The following is a 26,574-nucleotide window of genomic DNA, read 5'->3' as shown; positions in this document are numbered from 1 at the left end:
GTAGCAGGCGTACTGACAGCGTCAGGCAACTATTATGCGATGCTACAATCACATAGTCTCAACATGACAAGCTCGGCACGTGCCGAGCTTGTTTTATGCTATCTGCGTGATATGCCCTAAGATGGGTAACTGATCTCAGGCGGGATCATGCAACAACGCGGCAATGTTCATCGGTGTCTGTAGAGGTCTGAGCATTATCTTATCTCAAAGCTGCTGTTCGCCACGGCCGGGAAAACTATGGGAGACTCGAATATTACAGATATATTAAAAATTTTAATCGGGGTTTAAGAGCATTGAGATTGTGATATAATGCAATTGTATATATTTTGCGAAAGCGAGATGTTTACAAGATTTCTAAAGGAGGATACTTATGAAAAAGAAATTAACAGCACTTCTTGTGATGATGATGTGTGTGTTCACCTTAGTTGGGTGTAGTACCAACATGGCTGCGTACACTGCAAAGACACAAGATGTTGCTAAATGGGCCGGTACTAAAGTAGAAGGCACCATGGAAGCAAAAGTCTCTGTTAAAGATGACAATGGCGAAACCATCGATATGACCATCCCTTACACAATCAAAGGTGTGAGTGAAGGTCAAGACAAAGTAGATATGAATGTTGTTGTGGACTTTACCGGTCTCAAAGCCCTTGCTAAGAGCGAGGCGGCTACCGATGAAGAACTTGCTATGATTCCTGACAAGTTTGATATGCATATGTTTGTAGACGGCGCCGATATTTATATTGCAAAGAGCTATTTTGACCTCTTTGAAAATTTAGGTATGAACGGTCTTAAAGATATTGAAGAAGACTACATTCTCATTAAGACCGACGACAGTGCCGCCGGCGTGGATGCCGATGTGGTTAACTACCTGAATTCTTCAGAATTTGAAGCAGACCTTCTTGCCATTATCGACAAGGCACTTAAAGGTTATGAAACCAAGTTGGATATGGTAGTGGATGGCAATACCTTCACCTTTGAAGCGACTTCCGATCAACTTATCGACGAAGGATTGAACTCTCTTGGCACCGTGGCTAAAAACTGGCCAACTGTAGTACCTGAGATTGAAAAAGTGCTTGGTAAAATTGTACCTGCTGAAGCTATGAAAGAGTTGAATCTTGCCACTGCCTTTGACGGTATGAATATCGATGATGTGAAAAAGAATGTTGAAGAAGTGAAAGCCAGCTTCACAGGCTCTAAAGTAAAATTTGTCACTACTTTTGAAGATGACAAGTACACTCAAGAGGGCACTTTTACAGTGAAATTTGATAATGAGTTTGCTATGGATCTTACTCAAAATTACGTTATGACGAAAGATGAGACAGCTAAAGTTGAACTGCCTACCAGTGTAAAAGCTATGACTATGAATGAACTTCTCGGTCTGCTTATGCCGGCAATGGATCCTGCAGAACCGGTATTCAGTGTTATGGTTAACGAAGAACCGGTTGTCTTTGCAGATCAACAACCTGTGTTGAAAGACAACCGTACTTTAGTACCGTTCCGCGGTATGCTGGAAGCTCTCGGTGCAGAAGTAACTTGGGACGAAGCCGCTCAAAAAGTTACCGCTGTTAAAGACGGTAAAGAAGTTGTGCTCACTATCGGTTCAACGGAAGCTATGGTAGACGGCAAGGCTGTTAGCCTGGATGTTGCTGCTGAAATTTCCAACGGTCGTACGTTAGTTCCACTTCGTTTTGTAGCTGAAAACCTCGGTTACGATGTCGCGTTCGACAACACAACACCGGGATTTTTCCTCATCACGGTGGCAACAGGCGATAAGGCTGTTGAGCCGGCAGCTGAAGCACCTGTAGATGCAGCTCAACCTGAAGCAGCTCCTGAAGCTCCAAAAGCTGAGGTCACTGACGCAACACCTGAAGCTCCAAAGGCTGACGCTACAGTGGAAGCTCCTGCAGAAGCAGCTCAACCTGAAGTGAAAGCTGACGCAACACCTGAAGAAGAGCCATCTTTCATTTTGTCTGATAACCCACTTTTAAAGTCCCTTCACTCACCTGAAGCAAAATAAAACACTTTAAAAGACACATTAGGAAAAGGAGAAGTCTTTCGGGGCTTCTCCTTTTTTACAAGGTAAACACCGATAACAGAGAAAGGATCTTATGATAGCACTTTATTTTTCCGGAACGGGCAATTCCAAATTTGTAGCAGAGACCATGGCAGATCACCTCGGGGGTGTGGCGTACAGCATTGAAGCGGCGATGGATTTTGATGCGCTGATGGTACAAACCGATACCATTCTTGTGAGCTATCCCGTCTATGCCTCCCGCGTACCGAAGATAATGCGCGATTTTGTCACAGCTCATCGCAATGGCTTTCGAAATAAAAAACTCATCATCCTCTGTACTCAAATGATGTACTCTGGAGACGGAGCTAAAGCTTTTTATCACTTGGTGGCGGACTGTAACGTGGATGTGCGTTATGCCGATCATATCAATATGCCGAACAATATCCCGAATATACCTATGGTGACGATCAAAGATAGCGAGTATCACCGCAAGCTGCGTCTTGCTGCGCGTAAACTCAAGACGATTGCAGATCGGATCCAAAAGGGACAGAAGTTTCTAAAAGGTTGGGGTGTGCTTGGATCGGCTTTGGGACGGGTACAGCGGCCGATACCGGACGCGCAGTATGACGCTAAACACGTCGACGCTTTTTTGGTGAGCGAGGATTGTATTCGCTGCGGCCTTTGTGTCAAGCACTGTCCGGCGAAGAATCTAAGCATGGAAGCAGAGGGTGTCACATCACACCACCGCTGCACGTTGTGTTTTCGCTGTGTGAATCTGTGTCCGGCGAAAGCCTGCACCGTCATGTTGCATAAACCGGTGAGACGGCAGTATCGTAAACTTTTACCCACAGTGATGAGCTCAAACGCCGGTAGTGACATACAAAAAGAGGACAGCTTATAAAGCTGTCCTCTTTTCATGTGACAGGTTATTTAGTTAGTTTCCGCATCCTGTTGGTTTAAGGCTTCGATTAAACCGTCGGCATCCAAGCCATGAACCATAGCTGCTTCCTGAATGGATTCCATTTGAGATGCCGGACACATCACACAACCCATGCCATAGCTCATCAACGTGCCTACTGCCTGAGGGCGTTCTCTCAAGAGATCGCCGATAATGGTATCTTTAGTTACTTTCATAAATCCTCCTTATTTGTCGTTATCGCATTTAACGCGCTGCTTCCGTATTAGGCGCCGTCACGTCGATAACGCTAAGTGCTTTAAACGTATCCCCTTCCATTACACCTAAGGTGAGCGTGAAAGGTTGGGTACTATCTATACCCAAAGTTGCATCATCTAATGCAGTTGACGGGAAAGTCATCACCGTATCGTTGCCGGACTGAGATACTTTAAGTTTGGGTGTGACAGACAGGTTGCCTCGATATTTAATGTGAAGCGGTGAGACGATCATTGCTCCGTCTTTCAAATAGGCATCAACAACCAGTTGATTGCCGTCATTTAAGACGCCGATGATGGAACTGTCCTGAATAAAATCATAGAAGTCGAAGGTTGTCCCATCGCCTATGGAAAATGTTTTGGTGTTTTGGTGTAAGGCAGATTCGAGATTGATAATCGTGACATCGGTTTTGGTGATGATAGGTTTTTTAGGTAGCGCTTCATCTTTTAACAGGACGGTATCACTCGCCTCGTCATAGCTTACCCAGAAACCTAAAGTACGGCCTAAGTCTCTCAAACGGAAGAAGTTGTTGCCGTCGATGAGATAGCCGGTGTACTTGGTTTTTTCTCCGTTAACCACAGCAAGCTGGGAGGACGGTACGATAGAGTCCGGATCATGAAGCGAATCGGAAGCATCTTGTCCACTTGGGGTATAGCTTGTTTCTGTGTCAATAAAAATCAGGTTGGCGTTGCTGTCAAAGGTCACATTAAAGTGCACGGACGTGTCTTTTAGGACCGCCGCCACGTCACGAAGTTTGAAATAGTTTTCACCGTCAATATTGTAGCCGCTGATTCGTACAGGGCTGCCGTCAAGGTGAACCGCCTGTTTTGAAACCTGTACGTCGGCGGCGTGGACACGAGATCCCAAAGCCAAAACCAGGAGTGCGCTTACCAGTAGTTTTTTCAAAATATCATCCTTTCTTTATAGCAGGAATTGCTTCTTATAGAAGTTATCATACCGAAGAATGGGAATTTTCTCAATACAATCAACTTTGGTCGCCGAGAAAAATTGCCGATCAAAGTGAGTGGTTTATATAAAAAGACTATCGGGATAAGGTTTTTAGAAAACCCAATTTAAACACTTTCCTTGGTTGTATAAGGGCATGTTATTTGTTATAATGAAACAAAGATGGGACATGTTCCATATAATGGAATTAGGAGGTGTAAGTATGTGGGAAGGTGGTATGTCTATCGGCCAAGCGGTGATATTTTCATTTACAGGCTTGTCCATAGTCTTCTTAGCACTGATATCAATTGCTTTATTTGTTAAACTGATCTCAACGATTGTAGCTAGCATTTCTAGCGGCGGGTCGCAAAAAAAAAATGAACAGCGCCCGGTAAAAGACACCAAAGCCGAAACCAAAGCGAATGATGCGGAGGAAGAGGCACGTATTCGTGCGGCGATTTTTGCAGCGATAGCCGAAGAGGAGTCCATGGACCCTGAGGTTTTGGCGGCACTTATCGGCGCTGTATCAAGAGAATTTAGACAACCTTTAGATGCATTTCAAATTGTATCCATTACAGAAAAATTTTAAGGAGGCTTATTAAAATGAAATATCAAGTAAAAGTAGACGGAAGAGTATATGAAGTAGAAGTAGAACGTGCCGGCGGATCATCTCGCCCAATGTCTATGGCAGATTTTGGTGCGCCTCAAGCACCGGCAGCACCTCAATATGTTGCACCGCAACCAGCTCCTCAATATGTGGCACCACAACCTGCACCAACGCCACAACCGGCTCCAGCACCTCAAGCAGCGCCACAACCAGCTCCGGCACCTGCCAAAGCACCAAGCGGTAACGGTGAAGCTGTAGAATCTCCAATGCCCGGCACTATTCTTCGCGTCAACGTTAAAGATGGCGACACTGTATCTGCCGGAGATGTCATCCTCATTCTTGAAGCGATGAAGATGGAAAATGAAATCGTAGCACCTGCAGACGGTACGGTAAGCCTGAATGTAAAACAAGGGGACACTGTTGATACCGACCAAGTTTTAGCTGAAATTAAGTAAAGCGGCCTGCAGCTTAATCTAAAAAAACAGGAGATAACACATTGAATTTCTTTTCGATAGTTTCAGGCATCTTGAGCGAGTCCGGCTTTGCAGGCTTGACTTGGCAAAACGGTGTAATGTTTCTAATATCCTTTATCCTTTTATATCTTGCGATTAAAAAGGAGTTTGAACCGCTCCTCTTGCTTCCTATCGCTTTCGGCATGATGCTTGCCAACTTACCGTTGGCAGGACTGATGGATGAAGCGGATGTGTGGTACAATTCCGGGGTTCTTAGAATCATCTACGGCGGCGTTAAGTCCAACCTCTTCCCTTGCCTGATCTTTATGGGCGTTGGAGCCATGACGGACTTCTCGCCACTGATCGCAAATCCTATTTCTCTGCTGCTCGGCGCAGCGGCTCAGTTCGGTATTTACATTGCCTTTACCATCGCTATCGCCCTTGGATTTACTCCGCAAGAAGCAGCATCCATTGGGATCATCGGCGGTGCTGACGGTCCAACGGCAATCTTTACCACCTCCCAATTGGCACCGCATCTTTTGGCGCCGATTGCCGTTGCGGCTTATTCCTACATGGCGTTGATTCCTATTATTCAGCCGCCAATTATGAAGGCGCTTACCACCAAAAAAGAACGTGAAACTAAAATGGTGGCACTTCGCAAAGTATCCAAAGCCGAAAAGGTCGTCTTCCCTGTTGTCGTCGTCCTCTTCACGGCACTGTTACTCCCGTCAGTAGCACCGCTCTTAGGTCTGTTGATGTTGGGTAACCTCTTTAAAGAATCTGGCGTCACGGCACGTCTTTCCGATACCGCTCAAAATGCATTGATGAACATTGTTACCATTATGCTGGGTGTCACCGTCGGCGCAACAGCCAATGGCGATTCATTCTTAAATATTCAAACCATTCAAATCATTGCACTTGGTCTTACAGCATTTGCCTGTGCGACAATGGGTGGGGTTCTTCTTGGTAAGGTTCTCTACTACGTCACCGGCGGCAAGATCAATCCGCTTATCGGTTCTGCAGGGGTATCTGCAGTACCAATGGCTGCACGAGTATCACAAGTTGAAGGTAGAAAATATAATCCTACCAACTTCTTACTCATGCATGCAATGGGTCCTAACGTTGCAGGGGTTATAGGCTCTGCAGTTGCAGCGGGATTATTCTTATTAGTATTTGGTTAAAACGCATGAGGGCCGATGAGGTCCTCATGTTATGTGTAAAAAAGGAGGAAACACATGAGTAAAATAATGAACATGAAAGACGCCATCAGCAAATTTGTCCACGATGGCGATGTCATCAGCTTCGGTGGTTTCACAACCAATAGAAAACCGTATGCTGCTGTATATGAGATCCTGCGTCAAGGTCAAAAGGATTTCATTGTTGAAGCCGGTCCTGCCGGTGGCGACTGGGACATGATGATCGGTGAAGGCCGCGTTACTGCTTACATCAACTGCTATACTGCAAACTCCGGTTATACTAACGTATCCCGTCGCTTCAGAAAAGCCATCGAACACGGCGACATCCTTTTTGAAGATTATTCCCAAGACGTTGAGATGATGCGTCTGCACGCAGCGTCCCTCGGGTTGTCATATTTGCCTGTCAAGTTGATGCTGGGCAGCGACGTCGCTGAAAAATGGGGTATTTCCGAAGAAGAACGTGCAAAACATGACAAACTTCCTAATAAGAAATATGAAGTAGTAGAAAATCCGTTTGCTCCGGGTGAAAAAGTTCTGGTCGCACCGGTACCAAAGATTGATACTGCGGTCATCCATGCGCAAATGGCATCTCCGGACGGCACCGTGCGTATTGTCGGACCTGAATTCCACGACATCGACATTGCCATTGCTGCAAAACATACTATTGTCACTGTAGAAGAAATCGTAAGTAATGAATATATTCGCAGAGAACCGACCAAAAATTCTATTCCGGGATTCTGTGTTGACGCCATTGTACACGCACCGTTCGGCGCGCACCCTGCACAATGCTACGACTTCTATGATTACGATCCGGACTTTTTCAAATACTACAACGTAGTATCTAAAGGCGACGACGACTTCAAAGGCTTTATGACCGAGTGGGTTTATGATATGGAAGATCATAACGCCTACTTAAACAAGCTCGGTGCAAGCCGTCTGTTGAATCTCAAAGTTGTTCCCGGCTACGGCTATGCCACAGATGTCCTTAAGAAAGATGATAAGGAGGCAAAATAATGGCACGTTACGATAACTATACCAACAAAGAAATGCAAGCTGTCACCATTGCAAGACAGATCGAAGATGGTCAAATTGTCATCGTCGGTACCGGTCTTCCTTTAATTGGTGCAGCTGTAGCAAAACAAAAATACGCTCCGAACTGTAATCTTATTGTGGAATCCGGTCTGATGGACTGCTCTCCGATCGAAGTACCACGTTCTGTCGGCGACAACCGTCTCGGTGCACAATGTGCTGTACAATGGACTAATGTTCGCTTTGTAGGCTTTGAATATAATGAATGGCTTTTCGATCGTCAACGCATGATCGCATTTATCGGCGGCGCTCAAATCGATCCGTTCGGTAACGTGAACTCTACCGTTATCGGCGATTACAATCACCCAACCACACGCTTTACCGGTTCAGGCGGTGCCAACGGGATTGCAACCTATGTCAATACAGTTATCATGATGCAACACGAAAAACGTCGTTTTATTGAAAAAGTTGACTATGTCACTTCTCCCGGCTGGATGGACGGCCCCGGCGGACGTGAACGCGCAGGTATCCCTGGCAATGTAGGTCCTAAAATGGTTGTTACAGACAAAGGTATTTTGAAGTTTGACGACGATACAAAGAGAATGTATCTGGCAGGTTACTATCCTTCTTCCAGCCCTGAAGACGTCCTTGAAAACACCGGCTTTGATATTGATGTATCCCGTGCTGTAGAACTGGAAGCACCTGAAGAAGATGTCATCCGTCTCATCCGTGAAGAGATTGACCCTGGTCAAGCCTTCATTAAAGTCCCAACTGAATGATTGTGAGGTTAACATGAGCAACTACTCTATGAATTCTTATTTTCTCAATATGCCTGTTGTCGGTAAGCCCCTCAAGGCTAACGACCAAGTGAACGTTGACGCTGTCAGAGAAGTTGAAGTTCAAATCCAAGAGGCTATTGAAACAAAATTAAAAACCGGTAAACCGGATGATAAAGTAAACGAACGCGGCGAATGGACTGCTTTGCAACGGATTGCAGAGCTGGTCGATGACGGCACCTGGTGTCCGCTCAATTCTCTCTACGATCCTGATGACAACGACACCGGATCTACCGGTATCGTCAAAGGTCTTGGCCGCATTGACGGTAAATGGGCTGTGATCATTGCATCCGACAACAAGAAGCTTGCAGGTGCATGGGTTCCAAATCAAGCTGAGAATTTGCTTCGCGGTTCCGACACGGCAAAACGCCTCGGTATTCCGTTGGTTTATGTACTCAACTGCTCCGGTGTTAAATTGGACGTACAAGAAGAAGTGTATCCGAACCGTCGCGGGGGCGGTACACCGTTCTACAGAAATGCCGAATTGAATCAACTGGGCGTTCCGGTCATCGTCGGCATCTATGGTACCAACCCTGCAGGGGGCGGCTATCACTCCATTTCTCCGACGATTCTTATTGCCCATAAAGGTGCGAACATGGCTGTCGGTGGCGCAGGTATCCTTGGCGGGATGAATCCAAAAGGCTATATCGACGAAGAAAGTGCTAACCAAATCGCCGATGCGACGACTAACGCAAAGAAAGTAGCCCCACCGGGATCCGTTGGTGTGCACTTTGCCGAAACCGGATTCTTCCGCGAAGTCTATGTTGAAGAACAAGGCGTTCTTGAAGGCATCAAGAAATATATGAGTATGTTGCCTGCTTACGATCCTGAATTCTTCCGTGTGGACGATCCTAAAAATCCACAATACGCTATTGACGAGCTCTATTCACTCGTGCCGATGAACCCTAAAAAAGTTTATGATATGTATGAAGTTATCGCCCGTCTGATTGACGGTTCCGAGTTCGCTGAATATAAGAAATCTTACGGACCTGAAATGATCACCGGGACTGCCAAGGTCGCCGGTCTTCCGGTAGGTATCGTGGCCAATGCACAAGGCTTTTTGATGAACTATCCTGAGTACAAGGAAAAGGCCATCGGTATCGGCGGTAAGCTCTATCGTCAAGGTCTGATCAAGATGAACGAATTTGTTACCCTCTGTGCACGTGATAAATTGCCTATCATTTGGATTCAAGATACTTCAGGTATCGACGTTGGGGACGATGCGGAACGGGCTGAACTGTTAGGTTTAGGTCAATCCCTTATCTACTCCATCCAACAATCCGACCTGCCACAAATGGAAATTACGCTGCGTAAAGGGACTGCAGCTGCTCATTATGTCCTCGGCGGCCCGCAAGGCAACGACACGAATGCCTTCTCTATCGGTACTGCGGCTACAGAAATTAATGTTATGAACGGTGAAACGGCCGCTGTTGCTATGTACTCCAGACGTCTTGCCAAAGACAAGAAAGCAGGCAAAGATCTTCAACCAACCATTGACAAGATGAATGAATTGATTGAAGATTACAACACGAAATCTCGTCCATTGTTCTGTGCTAAAACCGGTATGGTGGATGAAGTGGTTAACTTGAATGCACTTCGTAACTACATGATTGCATTCACTGAAGCAGTTTACCAAAATCCTTCAAAGATTTGCCCTGTACACCAAATGCTGCTGCCACGTGTAACTCGTGATTTCGATAACCTCTATAGAAAATAAATAGAATAAGACAGGTCTTGGCCTGTCTTTCTATATAGGCTTAAATTATTTTAATCAGCTGTATCCTGAATGTCGGTATTTTGACAGAACGAGCGGGTCGTTGTACAATGAAGGCGTACGGCTATCAAATAAATTTATATAGATATTAGGAAGGAAAAGAATGAGTCAATCCGTTTATACTATGGGTATTGATATTGGTTCCACAGCGACTAAAGGCGTCATTTTAAAAGACGGCTCGGAAATCGTGGGCAAAATTGTCATCGATGTGGGGGCAGGGACCAGCGGGCCTAAGCGTGCCGTGGAAGGCATATTGGAGCAGGCGGGTCTTGCTCGTGAGGATATTCAGTACGTCATGGCCACAGGCTACGGTCGTAATGCCCTGGAGATTGCAGATTTTCAAATGTCTGAGCTCTCCTGTCATGCCCGAGGCGCCTATTTCCTATTTCCCCATGTTCACACCATTATTGACATTGGTGGCCAGGATGCCAAAGCCTTGAAAATTGGGGATGGCGGCGTTTTAGACAACTTTGTCATGAATGATAAATGCGCAGCAGGTACCGGTCGTTTTCTGGATGTTATCGCCCATGTGCTGGAAGTGGATGTATCGGAATTGGAAGAACTGGATGCCAAGAGCCAAAATGATGTGGCTATTTCATCCACCTGTACCGTCTTTGCCGAGTCGGAAGTCATCTCTCAGTTGGCACAGGGCACAAAAATCGAAGATATTGTCAAAGGTATTCACTCTGCCATCGCCAGTCGTGTGGGCTCTTTGGCCAAGCGCGTGGGGATTCAGGATGATGTGATTATGACCGGCGGGGTCGCGCTGAACCAAGGTATGGTTCGTGCGTTGGAAGCTAATATTGGGCACAGTATTCACACGTCGGAACTTTGTCAACTTAATGGAGCCTTAGGGGCTGCACTCTTTGGTTACCAAAAGTATCAAAATAAAGCTAAGAAAGAAGCAAGACAAGCTAAATAAGTGAAGCTTAGGAGGAATTATGGCTAAGAAAGTATTAGAAAAGATCCCGGGCATTACGCCGAGACCGGTCGAAGGACACAAACCCGCAGCGGCAGTACTTAGAGGCGTTGTCGATGCCGTGTATGGTGATGCATGGGATGCAAAACAGCGAGGCGAATTGGTAGGTTGGAGCTCGTCCAAATTCCCGATTGAACTTGCCAAGGCATTTGATCTGCAAGTCGTTTACCCTGAAAATCACGCTGCGACTACGGCGGCTAAAAAAGATGGTCTCCGTCTTTGCAATACAGCTGAAGACATGGGTTACGATAACGACATCTGCGGCTACGCCCGGATTTCCCTTGCCTTTGCAGCCGGCGAACCGACTGATGCACGGAAGATGCCGCAACCTGATTTCGTACTTTGTTGTAACAACATCTGTAATATGATGACCAAATGGTACGAAAACATTGCGCGTATACACAATATTCCAATGATTATGATTGACTTTCCATTCCAAAACACCAAAGATGTCTCGGAAGAGAAGATTGATTACATGGTAGGTCAATTTGAACATGCGATTCATCAATTGGAAGAACTGACCGGCAAGAAATTTGACGAAGAAAAATTCAATGCCGCCTGTGATGTGGCGAACCGTACAGCAGCAGCCTGGTTAAAAGCCTGCTCTTACATGGCTTATAAACCATCGCCGCTCTCCGGTTTTGATCTTTTCAACCACATGGCTGACATTGTAGCTGCCCGTTGCGACGTCCGTGCCGCTGAAGGCTTTGAGCTTCTCGCTGAAGAGTTTGAACAATCCGTTCGAGAAGGCACATCCACTTGGGAATATCCTGAAGAACACCGTATTCTCTTTGAAGGGATTCCTTGCTGGCCGGCACTACGTCCACTTTTTGAGCCATTGAAAAACGCCGGCGTCAATGTTACAGCGGTAGTTTATGCACCGGCTTTCGGATTCCAATATGATGGTATTCGTGAAATGGCAGCAGCTTACTCTAAAGCACCTTGCTCTGTATGTATTGAAGATGGTGTGGAATGGCGTGAAACGATGGCCAAAGAAAACGGCATCAGCGGCGCTCTTGTCAATTACAACCGCTCTTGCAAACCTTGGTCCGGAGCTATGCCTGAAATCGAACGTCGCTGGAAAGAAGACCTGGATATTCCAGTTGTCCACTTTGATGGTGACCAAGCTGATGAACGTAACTTCTCCGAAGAACAGTACAAGACACGTGTACAAGGTCTCGTAGAAATTATGGACGAACGGAAAGAAGCACGTGAGGCTGCCGGTGAAGAAGTTTATACTAACTTTGACAACACCAAGCCAACCGATTGGTCAAAACCAACAATTTAAGGAGGTGGAGTATGGAAATCAGAGAAATTCTTGATACACTGGCACACATTGCAAATAATCAAAGAGAACAAATCGATAAATACCTGGCAGAAGGCAAAAAAGTGGTAGGGGTGTTCCCTTATTACGCACCTGAAGAAATCGTACATGCCGGCGGCATGGTGCCAATCGGCATTTGGGGTGGTCAAGGTCCTATTGACCAAGCTAAAAATTACTTCCCTACGTTTTACTATTCCTTAGCCCTACGCTGCTTGGAAATGTCTCTTGATGGTACTCTTGACGGCTTGAGCGCCATGTTGGTCACTACGTTGGATGACACCCTGCGTCCGCTGTCTCAAAACTATAAAGTATCTGCCGGTCGCAAGATCCCGATGGTATTTTTCAATCACGGCCAACACAGAAAAGAAGAGTTTGGTATCACTTTTAATGCCAAGATGTTCGACAAAGCTCGCAAGCGCTTGGAAGAAGTGACCGGTGAGACGGTACCCGATGAAAACTTCAAGCACACTTTTGAAGTCTACAATGATATGCGCCGCTTAAAACGGGAATTTATCAAACTGGCAGCTTCACACAGAAAGACGATCTCCGCGACTGACCGGACTCTGGTACTGAAAGCGTCATGGCATATGCTCAAAGAAGAATACAACGAGCTTCTCGGTGCATTGGTTGATGCTCTTAAAGCCCTGCCTGAAGAAGAATGGAACGGCCCAAGAGTGGTTACCTCCGGTATCATTGTGGACAATCCGGGACTTCTTCAAGTCTTTGATGACTACGACATCAATATTGTCGCAGACGATGTAGCTCATGAATCTCGAGGCTTTAGAATTGATGTCGATACATCCATTGACGATCCAATGCGTGCTTTGGCCGATCAATTTGCCCGCATGGATGAAGATCCGATTCTTTACGATCCGGATATCACCAAACGTCCGGCTTATGTGGTCAGCCTTGCTGAAGATAATGACGCTGACGGCTGTCTGCTCTTCATGATGAACTTTAATGACACGGAAGAAATGGAGTATCCGTCCCTGAAGAAAGCTTATGAAGAAGCCGGCATTCCACTGATCAAAATGGGTTATGACCAACAAATGTCCGATTTCGGTCAAGTCAAGACACAACTTGAAACCTTTAAGGAAATGGTTGAGCTTAATCGCTTCTAATACATTGATAAAGACGAGGTACGCCTCGTCTTTTTTAGTGCTCGGATATCTTAAGAAACTTCTAAGGTTTTGGAATTTTCACAATTTATTCAAATTGCTCTGTTACAATCAGATCAGGAAAAGGATGTGAAAATTTGAGAAATTTAAAATATGATACAACGATGCCACATAAATCTGCCCGAGAACTGAAAAAGATTCGCTCGCTGCCTGCTGTTATCGCTATGGCGGGGCTGATGCTACTGCCAGCTTCGGTTCTGGCCGATGCGGCTGTTGGAGACAGTGTGGTCAGTATTGGAGCCAATTTGGATACCAATGAACGGTCTGCAATTTTAGACGAGCTGAATGCGCCGAAGGATGCGCAAATTATTGAAGTGACCAATGATGAGGAACACAAGTATCTTGGCGATGTGGTTCCGGCGGGTAAAATTGGACACAAGGCCATCTCCAGTTCCCTGATTACCTATACGGAAGCAGGAAGCGGCTTGGATATTGACGTTTCGGACAAGATCAATTACATTACCGAATCTACCTATCGAAATGCTCTCATCACGGCGGGGGTTACAGATGCCGATGTGGTTATTACTGCGCCGAACTCTGTCACAGGGACTGCCGCTTTAACCGGTATTATGAAAGCCTATGAACAGACCTCCGGTGCTGTGATTTCCGATGAAGTGAAAAAAGTGGCAAATGAAGAGATGGTCGTGAGTCAGCAGCTTACGGAAGAAATGGGAGAACAAGAAACCAACGATCTTATCAACTCCATTAAAGTGGCGATGGAAAAGAATATGCCGGCTAATGAGGAGCAACTTCGAACCGTGATCAACAACGTGGCGCAAGAGTATCACATTACCATCTCCGACAATCAGGTAGAGAGTTTGGTAGGACTTTTTACGAAGATGAAAAATGCAAATATCAACTGGGATCAGGTGGCTCAGGAAGCCGGCAAGTATTCCGATGTGGCAAAAGATTTAGCGTCAAAGGCCAAGGATTATCTCAGCTCGCCGGAAGGCCAACAGGTCTTAGAGCAGTCTAAAGGCATCTTTGCTCAGATCATTGATTGGATTAAGAACTTTTTTGCCGGTCTATAAGTGATGGCTAAAGTTTCTTTGATGGAGCCGTCTGTCGGCATTACCGGTTAAGCGGACGTGGGAGGCGAGGCCCATGTTCTACAAAGGCGGTATTCGTACTTGTAAAAACGCCACAACCTTTTGGCTGTGACGTGTCATAAAGTTATTAGATGGTGCTTCGTGCACCATTTTTTTGTGGCAAAAGTACTTCGATCTGTCTGATAACTAGTGACGAGACCACAGTTGTGAGCAGAGAAAATCCGATCCGATTTACAGGAATGTAGGTTAAAGATAAGATCAGAATGCTGAAATCCGTGAGAAAATACACTCGATTAATCTTGAGATTCAGACGATTGGAGAGTACAAGTGCCAGCGCATCGTCGCCGCCGGCGGCAATGCCTTCGTGGACAATGAGTCCGCACCCCAGTCCGATCCCCAGACCACCCAGAATAGAAGCCACAGCGGGGAGCTGGTAGAGGTTTGGAAGCACCGGACCCAGAGTGAAAAACAGTTTATAGAACAGTGCAAAAAGAAGAGAGCACAGAGCTGTCCGCTTTAAAAATTTCCGCCCGAAGTAGGTGACTCCCAAGCTGAAGGCGGCAAAGTCCAAAAGGGGACTGGTCACCGCCGGGTCCCATCCAAAAAGTTTGTAGAGCAGCATGGTGAGACCCAGGACGCCGCCTTCGGTGATGTTGGACTGCATGTGAATGTTCACCAACACAAAACTCATTAGCGACGTGCCGGCCAGTAACTTGAGCAATATCGAACGATTAATTTGGAAAAAATCATAAAAAACTTTTGGCATAACGACCTCCATGTGTTTTCCTGCCAATAACTGCACTAAAAAAAGATAGACAGTGCCTATCTTGGTGGTGTTGATGCTTTTTTGTTTTTAAGATTTTTTCACTTGTAAAAACTCTGAGCTTCTCCCTGTCTTTTTTGCCGAAGACTGTATCACATCAGATACAACTCAAGCCATCTATCGACAGTTAGGCATCAGATAAAAACTACCGCTTCGTATGCGGCAACCACAATTTAAATGTAATTACAGTATACTAAAATAAACGTCAACTTTCAATGTGAAACATTGTAAAACTTACTTGACCCGGTGTCATCTTTGACAAGTCATTGGACCGCGGACTGTACAGTGCCTTCTCGATACGTTGAGCGAGAAGACCATCGATTTTTAGAAGTACTTGCCCCACGTCTTAGCAGCAAAATGGTTTTTGCACAGGTGATGTCGCAGGTTTTGGGTGTCATGGAAACAGCGTAGGGTGGCGTGTATGAAGGCAATAGTAGAGGCGGAGGTTTTCTGAGAGCCGATCATGGATATGCAATGGGCGGGATGGCGAGTATTTGCAGCCTTGCCATTAGGCGAGGCTGTGGTATGATGGTAGTCGTAAATCGTACAAGACATCCAGTATCAGACAAAGGACAATTATGAAATATCATCGTACTAGCACCGCCACATTTATCCGTCGTCTCAATCGCTTTATTGCAGAAGTGAAGTTGGAGGACGCTGTCATACAGGTTCATGTGCCCAATACCGGAAGGTGTCGAGAGCTTTTTTTAGAGGGGACACCTGTGGTATTGGAGCACGCTGCAACGTCGAACCGTCGGACTGCCTATTCACTTGTGAGTGTCTACAAGGGCGATCGCCTCATCAATATTGACGCGCAGGGACCGAATAAAATTGTAGAAGAAGCCTTAAACGCCGGACAAATTCTATCTCAGGTAAAGCATCTTCACCTAGCGCGGGAACGGACTGAAGGTGACAGTCGTTTCGACTTTTATTATGAAGGGATTAAGGAGGACACACCAGTTAGAGGGTACATTGAAGTTAAAGGCGTCACGTTGGAAGTGGAAAACCGTGCGTATTTTCCTGACGCGCCTACACTTCGTGGACTGAAACACCTTGTGGGGCTCAGTCGACTTGCCGAAGAAGGCTTTGAAAACTATGTGATCTTTTGTATTCAGATGGAAGGGGTTGTGAGTTTTTCTCCTAATACACTGATGCAACCGGCGTTTACCAAGGCATTAAAAGCGATGGCGGACACGGTGGGGATTCTTGCGTTTGATTGTCATGTGACAGCCGATGATGTGACGTTAAAAGATGCTGTGCCGGTCATGTGGGACTGACTGTCAGGACGGACTATACACAGAACTATACACAGGTAGACAAGGAACACATGAGCTTTTTTTGTGGACAATGTGGATAATTTTGTGGATTAGCTTAAATTCAAGGTTTATCATGCACAAGCATTGTGAATAAAATTTTACAAAAAAAAGAGGCGAAAAGAGCTTTTCTAAGCCGTTTTCGCCAAGTGGAATTCGCAAACCGCCAATCTATGGGATTTGGGATTGTGGATAACATCGTTAATATCTCAGCTAGAGGTTTTCGTCGCCGACTTCCATCCATGCCGCCATGGCGTCTTCTAATTCGGCGTCCAGACGTGTCCGTGTTTGGGACAAGAGTAGCACTTGTTGTGAGTCGTCATAAGTGGCGGGGTCGCTTAAGGCGGCATCCACCTGAGCAAGTTCCTCCTCCAGCGCGGCAATAGTCGCCTCCAAAGTTTTTAGCGCTTCACGGCGCTTTTTTGTTTGGGCTTGAGTGCGTCGTTCTTCTCTGGCCTGATTTTTACGCTGAGTTTTTGTAATCTCTGGCGCGTCATCGTCGATATCATCTTGGGTCTTTTCCAGATAGTAGTCAAAGTTGCCCAGGTATTCCGACACACCGTCCGATTCTAATTTTAAAATCTTCGTCGTCACAGCATTTAAAAAATAACGATCGTGAGATACGGCAATGACGGTACCGTCAAAAGCCTTAATTGCAGATTCAAAGACTTCTTTGGAGTCAATATCCAGGTGGTTGGTAGGTTCATCCAGGAGGAGGACATTGGCACCTTGGAGCATGAGCTTTAAAATAGAGAGCCGACCTTTTTCGCCACCGGATAGCTCGCCGACCAGTTTGAATACGTCATCGCCCATAAATAGAAACTTCGCAAGGTACGAGCGGATTTCATAGTGATTCAGTTTCGGATAGCTGTCCCAAATCTCATCAATAACGGTATTCTCCAAATTCAAATGGCTCATTTCCTGATCAAAGTATGCCATCTTCAGCTTTGAGCCGTAGACGATGCTTCCGCTGTTTTTTTCCAACGTGCCGGCGATAATCTCAAGCAGCGTGGATTTTCCGACACCGTTGTCTCCGATAATACCGCAGACGTCACGTTTGTAAATGTTGAATGAGACGTTGTGGAACACCGTCTGTGAGCCATAGTTTTTGGACAGATTCTCCACGTGAAGGACGTCCTGTCCCGATTCAAAGAGCGGCTCAAAACGCAGCGATGTCTTTTTTGTATCGCTGGGAAGCTCGACACGCGTCATCTTATCTAAGAGCTTTTGTCGCGATTTTCCCTGGCGAATAAACCGGTTGCGGCCCAAACTTAAGTACCGCTGAATGATTTCTTCCTGGCGTTTAATGTCACGTTCCTGGTTGGCGTATTGTTTTTTCAATACATCCAGGGCGTGTTTTCGCTTTTGGGAGAAGGTATCATAGTTGCCTGAATAGGTGGTGAGCTCGCCGTGTTCCAACAAGCTTACTTTGTTGACGACAGCATTTAAAAAGTAGCGGTCGTGAGAGATGATAATGCAGGTCCCGCGATAGTCCTTTAAGTATTTTTCAAGCCAGGCGAGCGAGGCTAGGTCCAAGTGGTTGGTGGGCTCGTCCAAAAGCATGATATCGGGTTTTGATAGGAGGAGTTTTGCAAGCAGCACCCGGGACTTCTGACCGCCGGAGAGGGTGGTGATGTCTTTGTCAAAATCGGCCTCAGCAAAACCCAAGCCAATAAGAGTACCGCGAATGAGAGAATCCACAGCAAACCCGCCCTGTTCCGTAAAGCGTTCCTGTAAGTGACCATATCTTGCGAGATCTGCCTCGTAATTGGGATTGTCAGGATAGGAAATAGCTTCAGTGAGCTGTTTAAGTTCGTTTTCCATGCGGCGCAGATCGTCAAAGGCCTCGAGACACAGCTTGTAGACTGTACCGCAAAGGCCGATATGCTCTTGAACCAGTGTACCGATTTTCATATTCTTTTGAAGGATAACCTCACCGCTATCCGGACTCAAGTCCCCGGCGATAATATGGAGCAGGGTGGATTTGCCGGAGCCGTTGTTGCCGATGAGTCCTACCTTATCCCCCGCTTCCACAATGAGATTCACATCGGTGAGAATCGGATCCACAATGTAAGATTTGGCTATATTTTTTAGTGTTAATATCATAAATACCTCGTCCTCTATTGTATCAAAGACCCTTGAGGATGGAAAGCTTATGGAAAGGGCACGAGCCTGTGAAAAAGTAGGAAAAAAGTTGAGAAGCCGGTTTTAAATTATGTTAAAATATGGAAGTAATAGGAGAGATACCATGTATAAGAATCTAAAAAATAAAGTTGCCACACCGGTCATTCGACGCCTTCCGGTTTACTATCGCAAGCTGTCCGATTGTGTCGAGCAGGGACGTGATCGCATCAGTTCTCAAGAACTCAGTGAGCTCTGCGGTTTCTCCGCCAGTCAGATTCGTCAGGATCTAAACCACTTTGGAGGTTTCGGACAACAAGGCTACGGCTATAATACCGCGCTGCTTAGAGATGAGATCGCTCAAATACTTGGCATTCACAACCGTTACAAGGCGGTTGTCGTGGGTGCGGGACGTCTGGGAACTGCAATTTTTGAATACGAAGGGATTCGTAAAAGCGGTTTTGATATTGTTGCCCTCTTTGATAACGATCCGAAAAAGATTGGCATGAAAGTGGAACATGTTACCATCGAGCCGGCTGATGAGCTTTTGCACTACATTGATCATCACCAGGTGGATGTGGCGATTATAACTGTGCCGAAGACGGCTGCAGAGGAAATTATTCGTCGCTTGGACGCACATGGCATTCGAGGTATTTGGAACTTTGCGCCGGTGGATGTGAATGTCACCCACTCCATTGTGGAAAATACTCGGATTAACGATTCTATTTTAAAATTAAGCTACTATTTACAACATGGCCGTTAAATCTCAGATCGTTGACACGCCGTACTTTGATCCGAAAGCTATTTTTAACTGTGGTCAGGCCTTTCGAGGTAGAACCACGGCAGACGGTTTTTTGGTGCCGGTGGAAGGGCGTCTCATTGCCATCACACCGTGTGGCGGTGGGTGGTCGTTTCAGTCTGACAGGCCTGAGGCGGACCGTCACTATTTTGACTTCAACACGGACTACGGGGCCTTACGGCGCCCGCTCCACAACTTTGAAGCGATGCGAACGCCGATGGCCTACGGCCGAGGAATTCGTCTTTTAAATCAGAGCCCGTTTGAGACCATCTGCACCTTTATCATCTCCCAAAACTCTCACATTCCTCGCATTAAAAAGACGGTGGAATGGTTGGCCGCGACGTTCGGATCGGAAATTCGAGAGGGAATTTACAGCTTTCCCACACCTCAGGCACTTGCTTCGGCAGATCTGAGTATATTAAGAGAACAGGGCAAGTTAGGCTATCGTGATAAGTATATTTTAGGCACGGCGCAGGCTGTGGCAGAAGCGCGGGTCACGATGGCGGAGCTGATGAAGCTCGATCGTGACAGAGCACGGGAGTTGCTTCTTACTTTGCCAGGCGTAGGGCCCAAAGTAGCGGACTGTATCCTCCTCTTCGGGTTGGGGCACAAGGACGCCTTCCCCGTGGATGTGTGGATACAGCGGGTGATGGAACATCTTTTTTTACAATCGAAAACTTCAAAGTCTCGTATTGCCATAGAAGGTCGTCGGCTCTTCGGGGAAAGTGCCGGCCTTGCTCAGCAGTATCTTTTTTATTATGGAAGGGAGCACAGTGATGTTTGGCGTCATTATTAATAGCTTGGGGATTATCCTCGGCTCGACCTTAGGTCTTGTTATCGGACAGCGCTTTTCAAAGGAATTACAGGATCAAATTATGACCATCTTAGGCCTTGGTGTTTTTGTCATCGGTCTTCAAGGGGCGCTTAGCGGCGGCTCCGTCACTGTCATGATTGTCTCCTGTGTGGTGGGGTTACTTATCGGACACGCCTTGCAGTTGGAGACACGTCTCAATCAGCTCGCTTTCGGCCTCACCGCCCGTGTGGTTAAAAATGGAGACAGCGCCAAGGTGGCCGAAGGCTTCATCACCACATCCCTCATGTTCTGCGTAGGGTCCATGTCCATTATCGGCTCGTTGAATGCCGGCCTTTTACACAGCTATGATGTGCTTTATGTGAAAACTGCGCTGGACAGCATCAGTGCTATTATATTTGCCAGTGCCCTCGGGGTTGGCGTGGTGTTTTCGTCGGTGAGTCTTTTTATCTATCAGAGTTTTCTGGTTGCGATCAGCGGCTTTTTGGAGCCTATTATGACCGAGTCCATGTTGACGGAGATAGCAACAGTCGGAGGACTGCTTATTATGGCTATCGGATGTAATATGTTAAAGATTACCACAATTAAGAATGCGAATCTCATTCCTGCCATTCTCATCCCCGTGCTCTATCAGCTGGTAAAAATATCGTTTAATCCTCTTTGATAAAGAGGATTTTTTTGTGGGATGACGCCACGACGGCGACAGAAATAAAGGTAAAAATATGTCAGATTTTGCTTGAACTTTTATATACCTTAGGGTATGATAAGAGAGTAAGCACTCGAGACGGTTGAGTGCTAAAAGGAGGATAACATGAATTTAAAACCATTGGATGACAAAATTGTAATTAAGAAAGCTGAAAAGGAAGAGACTACAGCTTCAGGTATTGTGCTGCCGTCCTCTGCTAAAGAAGAATCCAACATCGCTGAAGTCATTGCTATCGGCAAGGGCATTACCGATGATGATGCGAAAAAAGAGGAGCTTCACATTGGGGATAAAGTTATCTTTTCCAAGTATGCCGGCACGGAAGTGGAATTGGAAAAGACCGCGTATACTATCTTAAAATATACGGACATTCTCGCCGTTATCGAATAATCAACATTCAGCATTTAAGGAGGCATTATGGCTAAAGAAATTAAATTCTCAGAAGATGCAAGAAAAGGTCTCATGGATGGGATCAACGGTCTTGCCAATACAGTAAAAGTCACCCTTGGACCTAAGGGTCGCAACGTCATTTTAGATCGTGAATTCGGTTCTCCGCTCATCACCAATGACGGTGTCACCATTGCAAGAGAAATTGAATTTGAAGATAAATTTGAGAACATGGGTGCACAACTGTTAAAAGAAGTGGCAACCAAGACCAACGATGTGGCAGGGGACGGGACTACCACAGCCACCCTGTTGGCTCAAGCTATCACTCAAGAAGGTATGCGAAACCTCGCTGCCGGCGCCAACCCAATGGTGTTGCAAAAAGGAATTCGTCAAGCGGTAGATACGGCTGTGGAAGCGATCAAAAACTTCTCTAAACCAGTTGAAACCAAAGAGGCTATTGCACAAGTGGCTGCCGTGTCCTCTGCGGACGAACAAGTGGGTGAGTTGATTGCCGAAGCTATGGAAAAGGTCGGTAAAGACGGTGTCATCACGGTCGAAGAGTCCAAATCTACCGGTACACACCTGGATGTGGTAGAAGGGATGCAGTTTGATCGCGGCTATCTGTCTCCATATATGGTCACCGACAATGAAAAGATGGTGGCGGAGATGGATAATCCGTTCATTCTCATCACAGACAAAAAAATCACCAACATTCAAGACCTGCTCCCACTCTTGGAACAAGTCCTGCAACAATCCAAACCGCTTCTAATTGTTGCCGAAGATATTGAAGGGGAAGCTCTGGCAACCTTGGTGCTGAATAAACTTCGCGGCACTTTAAACATCGTTGGGGTCAAAGCACCGGGCTATGGTGATCGTAGAAAAGAAATGCTCCAAGATATCGCCATTTTAACCGGTGGTAAAGTTGTCTCCTCCGATCTTGGCGAAGATTTGAAAGACGCCACAGTTGACGTTTTAGGTCAGGCACAAAAGGTCCGCGTAGAAAAAGATCTCACCGTTATCGTGGATGGTGCAGGCGATAAGGCTGAATTGGAAGGCCGCATAGGACAAATCAAAGCCCAAATTGAAGAAACCACCTCAGATTTCGATCGTGAAAAACTTCAAGAACGCTTGGCAAAACTTTCCGGCGGTGTGGCTGTTATTCAAGTTGGGGCTGCCACTGAAGTGGAACTGAAAGAGCGTAAACTTCGCATTGAAGACGCACTGTCCGCAACCCGGGCAGCCGTCGAAGAAGGCATTGTACCTGGTGGCGGGACGGTGCTTGTCGACTCTATCGGTGCTGTGCAATCCCTTTATGAAACCAAAGAAGGGGACGAAAAAACCGGTGTGGGTATTATCTTAAAAGCACTGGAGGCACCTGTACGTCAAATTGCAGAAAATGCCGGTTTGGAAGGATCCGTCATTGTGAGCCAAGTCAAAGCGGAAGGCGAAGGCGTAGGCTATGATGCCTATAAAGGAGAATATGTCGATATGATTAAGAGCGGTATTGTCGATCCTACCAAGGTCACTCGTTCCGCCCTTCAAAATGCAGCTTCCGTAGCAGCAATGGTGCTTACGACAGAAGCCGCTGTCGGTGCCATTAAAGAAGACACTCCGCCAATGCCAAATCCCGGCATGGGCATGATGTAATTTTTTCGGCATATGATACGCATTAGTTTTAATGACGAAGGTGTCACCACAGACTTTTTGGTGGTATCTTCCATGGAAAAGGCAGAGGCATTTGTGCGGTCTCTGCCTTTTCATTTGGATCAAAAGGGTTATTTTCTTCTCGAAGATGAACTGCCTAATGTCTTTTACGGCGACGTGGGCGGTGGCACCGTGGTTTTAAGTCGGTATATGTTTCGACAAGGTGCCAGAATCGACATTCACTTGACACCTCTTGACTGGTATGATGCCACCGGAGGCACACGCCGTATCGATGCCTACCAGGTAGACGCTAAGGAAGTTGCAACGTATGTAGCCACTCGGGAACAAGCCTTTCAACAAGTCCAAGAAACCTATGAAAAGCAAGGCTTTCGGGTGTACAGAGCGTATCGGGACAGTGAGGACGGCGAGGCCGTTGTCATTGAAAAAGACGGCGAATGTCATTTTCTGAAGCATTTAGATCCTATGTTTGTAGAGACTGTTTTGCGAGATGTCAAAACACTATAGAGTTCATCTTTGAGGAAAAACTTAGCTTTATAGGACAACTCGGAAAGAAAACAGCAAAAAGCCAGGACGTGTCCGTCAGAGCTATCAAATCGTGCTATACTAAAAGAAAAAGCCGATGCTTGGACATCGACGAGAAAGGAAGGAAAATGAAACTCATTGTTATTGGTGCAGGGCCTGCAGGTGTCTGTGCAGCTCTCTATGGAAAATCTCGCGGACTCGATGTCACTGTTTTGGAAAAGGAGCAGGTAGGCGGTATTATAGGGCATGTTTCTTTGGTGAGTCACTTTGCATCGGCGGTAGTGGGTGAATCGGGCCTTGATTTTGCGAAGCGCCTGGAAACTCAACTTCAAGATGCCGGTATTGCGGTCTTATACGAAGAGGTTACCGCTTTGGATCCAATTGACGAGGGTTATCAGGTGACGACGAAGGCAGGTACTTACCTTGCAGATAAAGTTGTGGTTGCAACGGGTTCTACGCCTAAAGAGCTGCCTATCGATTATCCTGAAGGCCTTCAGGTGCACCATTTTGCACGAGGTATGGAACAAGCAGTGCAAGGAAAGACTGTCGTGGTCAACGGCGGCTCGGATGGTGCTGTGAAGGAGGCACTGTATCTTGCTCAGTTTGCAAAGGCGGTCCATATCGTTCAGGATCAACCTCAGCTGATGTGCATTCAGGAATTTAAGGATAAGCTTGCGCAGTGCGAGACTATTGTGGTCCATACCGGAACGACGCTGAGTGCGTGTGACATGGCAGAGGGCAAGCTTGTCGCAGTACATCTCAACGGCGAAGCGGCGACGGATATTGTCGATGACGGTGGGATGGAACTCTTTGTCCTCATCGGACAGGCGGGCAACGGTGCATTGGTCGAAAAGTTTGTACCGCTCCAAAACGGGTATGCGGATGCTGCGGATCTCAACGTGGCAGAAGGGCTGTACGTGGCAGGCGACGTGCGGGTGAAAGCAGTACGTCAGGTTGCGACAGCCGTGAGTGATGGCTGTCTTGCCGGCGTGGATGCGGCGAAATAAATGGTGAAAGTAGATTTGGCGGATAGTGACCTTGGCCAAGTCTGCTTTTTATAAATAAATGAAAAGATAGTAGAAAACAACAGAAATGCAATATGAATACCTATAAAAGCACTTGTATTTCACTGCTGTATGTGGAAAAATATATCTCATATATTCAGCACCACGACGTTGTGTGGCGTTGAAATTGAAGAAAGAAGGTTGAATTATGAAAAAACGAATTTGGATGAGTGTAGCACTGATGCTGGTGTTAGTACTCACTGCCTGCGGGAAGGCTGACAATACAGCCTCTAAAAATGTTGCAACCAACGATGCGGCGGCCACGGAAAGCACCTCAGGCTCAAAAGACACCTTTACTATGGTGCTTGGCGGCGATCCGGGGACCAGTGTCAACAGTTTGACTACTCAAGATCGCTACGGTCTGACCACTTTAAATATGATTTATTCGCCGTTGTATTCTACCCAAAATGACGGCACCCATTACTTCCTGGCCGAGTCCATGGACGCCTCTGAAGACGGGATGGTCTATACGGCAAAACTTCGTCAGAATGTGACGTGGCACGACGGCACGCCATTTACTGCCGATGATGTTATCTTCACGATGAACGCAGTATTGGACGAGGCTAACAATGCGGCTCAGCGTCAACAGCTTCTCTTCAACGGCGAGCCGGTGAAGATTGACAAAGTTGACGACTATACTGTGACCTTTACCTTACCGGAGTTCAGCGCCAGTGCTAAAGAGATGTTCGGCGGCATCTATATTATGCCGAAGCACATCTATGAAAATGTGGACAGCATTGAAAAGAGCGAGATCAATATGACCGCGCCTGTAGGGACCGGTCCGTACAAGTTGGCCAAGTATACGCCGGGTCAAAGTGTCGAGTTCACAGCGAACACCGATTACTTCCTTGGTGCTCCGAAGATTCAAAACGTGGTCTTTAGAATTATTGAAAAAGCTGCCACGGCTAAAATTGCTTTGCAAAAGGGCGAGGTTGACCTGCACACCATTTTACCAAGTGACATTGCGGACTTGGAAGGCTCCAACATCAGTCACGAATCCTACGACGAAGGTCGTGTGGCCTATGTGAAGATTCACACGTGGGGCAATAACATGGACAACATCGACTTTAGAAAGGCTATCTTCTACGCTTTAAACAAAGATGAAATTATGAAGGCGGCCTTCCAAGATCCTGAAAACTATACGACGACGGAGACGTTCCTCCCTGCAGCGAACCCTTACTATAATGACAAAGTGACCAACTACACACAGGATTTGACCAAGTCTAAAGAACATCTGGAAGCCTCAGGGGTACAAAATCCTACCGTGCGCTTGGCTTACATCTCTTCAGATGATGCACAGACCAAAGAAGCACTTGTCATTCAGGCACAACTTCAAGCAGCAGGTATCACTACCGAGCTGGTCGGCATAACCAATGAAGCTTACAATGATGTATCAACCAAAAAAGGCGACACGACTGCTGACATGATCCTTGGTGGCTATATTATGGGAATTGATCCGAACTCTTTCCTACCGCTGTTTGATGCCACGGAGCAAGGTTGGATGCACATGGAAGATGCTGAGATTGATGCGCTCTTCCATCAAGCCAACGTGGAAAAAGATCCACAAAAACGACAAGAGCTTTACGGCGACGTGCAGCAAAAGATTCAGGATACAGCTATCTTCTATCCACTTGGAGGCAACAAGCGTATCGTGGGCTATACCCCAAGCCTCAGCGGTTTAGAGGACGCGAAGCTGGTACCTGTCTTCACCTTTGAAGATATGTCTAAGCTCTTTTTCCAATAAGTTAGTTACAGCAACGGACCACAAAGGGTAATCTTTTGTGGTTCTTTCTATTTCGTGTGTAACTTTAC

General features: G+C 46.4%; 25 protein-coding genes. 21 read left to right on the top strand and 4 right to left on the bottom strand.

Annotated elements, in window-relative coordinates:
- Positions 1–370 precede the first annotated feature (370 nt).
- Positions 371–2,017, top strand: coding sequence for a copper amine oxidase N-terminal domain-containing protein (locus O6R05_RS08125; protein ID WP_271191489.1), 1,647 nt, complete (start codon positions 371–373; stop codon positions 2,015–2,017).
- A gap of 91 nt (positions 2,018–2,108) precedes the next feature.
- Complete coding sequence (locus O6R05_RS08120; RefSeq protein ID WP_271191488.1) at positions 2,109–2,915, top strand: EFR1 family ferrodoxin; 807 nt, start codon at positions 2,109–2,111, stop codon at positions 2,913–2,915.
- A 29-nt stretch (positions 2,916–2,944) separates the two neighbouring features.
- Here O6R05_RS08120 and O6R05_RS08115 read toward each other — a convergent pair whose 3' ends face one another.
- Both O6R05_RS08115 and O6R05_RS08110 read right to left on the bottom strand, forming a co-directional pair.
- Positions 2,945–3,148, bottom strand: a complete 204-nt coding sequence (locus O6R05_RS08115; RefSeq protein ID WP_271191487.1) for a DUF1858 domain-containing protein — start codon at positions 3,146–3,148, stop codon at positions 2,945–2,947.
- A 28-nt stretch (positions 3,149–3,176) separates the two neighbouring features.
- The gene (locus tag O6R05_RS08110) at positions 3,177–4,091 is read right to left on the bottom strand and encodes a hypothetical protein (RefSeq protein ID WP_271191486.1); all 915 of its coding nucleotides are present in this window, start codon (positions 4,089–4,091) and stop codon (positions 3,177–3,179) included.
- Between the two features lie 241 nt (positions 4,092–4,332).
- On the opposite strand from O6R05_RS08110, the gene O6R05_RS08105 reads away from it, so the two are divergent.
- From O6R05_RS08105 to O6R05_RS08060, 10 genes are all read left to right on the top strand, one after another.
- A complete protein-coding gene (locus O6R05_RS08105; protein WP_271191485.1) occupies positions 4,333–4,719 on the top strand; it encodes an OadG family protein in 387 nt (128 codons plus the stop codon).
- Between the two features lie 14 nt (positions 4,720–4,733).
- Positions 4,734–5,192: a biotin/lipoyl-containing protein gene (locus tag O6R05_RS08100; RefSeq protein ID WP_271191484.1), complete on the top strand. Its 459-nt coding sequence runs from the start codon at positions 4,734–4,736 to the stop codon at positions 5,190–5,192.
- 116 nt (positions 5,193–5,308) lie between these two features.
- Positions 5,309–6,370 carry a sodium ion-translocating decarboxylase subunit beta gene (locus tag O6R05_RS08095; RefSeq protein WP_271192313.1) on the top strand — a complete coding sequence of 354 codons (1,062 nt, stop codon included), beginning with the start codon at positions 5,309–5,311 and terminating at the stop codon, positions 6,368–6,370.
- A 54-nt stretch (positions 6,371–6,424) separates the two neighbouring features.
- A complete protein-coding gene (gene gctA / locus O6R05_RS08090) occupies positions 6,425–7,399 on the top strand; it encodes a glutaconate CoA-transferase subunit A (protein WP_271191483.1) in 975 nt (324 codons plus the stop codon).
- Positions 7,399–8,193: a glutaconate CoA-transferase subunit B gene (gctB, locus tag O6R05_RS08085; protein WP_271191482.1), complete on the top strand. Its 795-nt coding sequence runs from the start codon at positions 7,399–7,401 to the stop codon at positions 8,191–8,193. Before gctA ends, gctB begins: the two co-directional genes overlap by 1 nt.
- A gap of 13 nt (positions 8,194–8,206) precedes the next feature.
- Positions 8,207–9,967: an acyl-CoA carboxylase subunit beta gene (locus O6R05_RS08080; protein WP_271191481.1), complete on the top strand. Its 1,761-nt coding sequence runs from the start codon at positions 8,207–8,209 to the stop codon at positions 9,965–9,967.
- A 160-nt stretch (positions 9,968–10,127) separates the two neighbouring features.
- The gene (locus O6R05_RS08075) at positions 10,128–10,946 is read left to right on the top strand and encodes an acyl-CoA dehydratase activase (protein ID WP_271191480.1); all 819 of its coding nucleotides are present in this window, start codon (positions 10,128–10,130) and stop codon (positions 10,944–10,946) included.
- Positions 10,947–10,965: 19 nt separating this feature from the next.
- Complete coding sequence (locus tag O6R05_RS08070) at positions 10,966–12,291, top strand: 2-hydroxyacyl-CoA dehydratase subunit D (RefSeq protein WP_271191479.1); 1,326 nt, start codon at positions 10,966–10,968, stop codon at positions 12,289–12,291.
- A gap of 11 nt (positions 12,292–12,302) precedes the next feature.
- A complete protein-coding gene (locus O6R05_RS08065) occupies positions 12,303–13,448 on the top strand; it encodes a 2-hydroxyacyl-CoA dehydratase subunit D (protein WP_271191478.1) in 1,146 nt (381 codons plus the stop codon).
- Between the two features lie 134 nt (positions 13,449–13,582).
- Positions 13,583–14,536 (top strand): DUF1002 domain-containing protein, encoded by a 954-nt coding sequence (locus O6R05_RS08060; protein ID WP_271191477.1) that lies wholly within the window; start codon positions 13,583–13,585, stop codon positions 14,534–14,536.
- 145 nt (positions 14,537–14,681) lie between these two features.
- On the opposite strand, the gene O6R05_RS08055 is transcribed toward O6R05_RS08060, so the two are convergent.
- The gene (locus O6R05_RS08055) at positions 14,682–15,320 is read right to left on the bottom strand and encodes a YitT family protein (RefSeq protein ID WP_271191476.1); all 639 of its coding nucleotides are present in this window, start codon (positions 15,318–15,320) and stop codon (positions 14,682–14,684) included.
- 635 nt (positions 15,321–15,955) lie between these two features.
- Here O6R05_RS08055 and sfsA point away from each other — a divergent pair.
- Entirely contained in the window at positions 15,956–16,654 is a 699-nt protein-coding gene (sfsA, locus tag O6R05_RS08050; RefSeq protein ID WP_271191475.1) for a DNA/RNA nuclease SfsA, read from the top strand.
- 249 nt (positions 16,655–16,903) lie between these two features.
- Here the strand turns inward: sfsA and O6R05_RS08045 are convergent, their stop codons facing one another.
- Complete coding sequence (locus tag O6R05_RS08045) at positions 16,904–18,796, bottom strand: ABC-F family ATP-binding cassette domain-containing protein (RefSeq protein WP_271191474.1); 1,893 nt, start codon at positions 18,794–18,796, stop codon at positions 16,904–16,906.
- A 142-nt stretch (positions 18,797–18,938) separates the two neighbouring features.
- Between O6R05_RS08045 and O6R05_RS08040 the strand changes: the two genes are divergently transcribed.
- The 8 genes from O6R05_RS08040 to O6R05_RS08005 all read left to right on the top strand — a co-directional run bounded on the left by O6R05_RS08040 (position 18,939) and on the right by O6R05_RS08005 (position 26,506).
- Positions 18,939–19,574, top strand: coding sequence for a redox-sensing transcriptional repressor Rex (locus tag O6R05_RS08040; protein WP_271191473.1), 636 nt, complete (start codon positions 18,939–18,941; stop codon positions 19,572–19,574).
- The gene (locus O6R05_RS08035) at positions 19,564–20,406 is read left to right on the top strand and encodes a DNA-3-methyladenine glycosylase family protein (protein WP_271191472.1); all 843 of its coding nucleotides are present in this window, start codon (positions 19,564–19,566) and stop codon (positions 20,404–20,406) included. Before O6R05_RS08040 ends, O6R05_RS08035 begins: the two co-directional genes overlap by 11 nt.
- Entirely contained in the window at positions 20,387–21,085 is a 699-nt protein-coding gene (locus tag O6R05_RS08030; RefSeq protein ID WP_271191471.1) for a DUF554 domain-containing protein, read from the top strand. Before O6R05_RS08035 ends, O6R05_RS08030 begins: the two co-directional genes overlap by 20 nt.
- A gap of 147 nt (positions 21,086–21,232) precedes the next feature.
- Positions 21,233–21,514, top strand: coding sequence for a co-chaperone GroES (locus O6R05_RS08025; RefSeq protein WP_271191470.1), 282 nt, complete (start codon positions 21,233–21,235; stop codon positions 21,512–21,514).
- Between the two features lie 27 nt (positions 21,515–21,541).
- Complete coding sequence (groL, locus tag O6R05_RS08020; RefSeq protein WP_271191469.1) at positions 21,542–23,158, top strand: chaperonin GroEL; 1,617 nt, start codon at positions 21,542–21,544, stop codon at positions 23,156–23,158.
- Positions 23,159–23,170: 12 nt separating this feature from the next.
- Positions 23,171–23,680: a hypothetical protein gene (locus O6R05_RS08015; RefSeq protein WP_271191468.1), complete on the top strand. Its 510-nt coding sequence runs from the start codon at positions 23,171–23,173 to the stop codon at positions 23,678–23,680.
- 146 nt (positions 23,681–23,826) lie between these two features.
- Positions 23,827–24,705 (top strand): NAD(P)/FAD-dependent oxidoreductase, encoded by an 879-nt coding sequence (locus tag O6R05_RS08010; RefSeq protein WP_271191467.1) that lies wholly within the window; start codon positions 23,827–23,829, stop codon positions 24,703–24,705.
- 205 nt (positions 24,706–24,910) lie between these two features.
- The gene (locus O6R05_RS08005; RefSeq protein ID WP_271191466.1) at positions 24,911–26,506 is read left to right on the top strand and encodes an ABC transporter substrate-binding protein; all 1,596 of its coding nucleotides are present in this window, start codon (positions 24,911–24,913) and stop codon (positions 26,504–26,506) included.
- The last annotated feature ends 68 nt before the right edge of the window (positions 26,507–26,574 follow it).

It is taken from the genome of Peptoniphilus equinus (assembly GCF_027921445.1).
Taxonomy (GTDB): domain Bacteria; phylum Bacillota; class Clostridia; order Tissierellales; family Peptoniphilaceae; genus Peptoniphilus; species Peptoniphilus equinus.
This window is presented reverse-complemented; position numbering and strand designations above follow the sequence as displayed.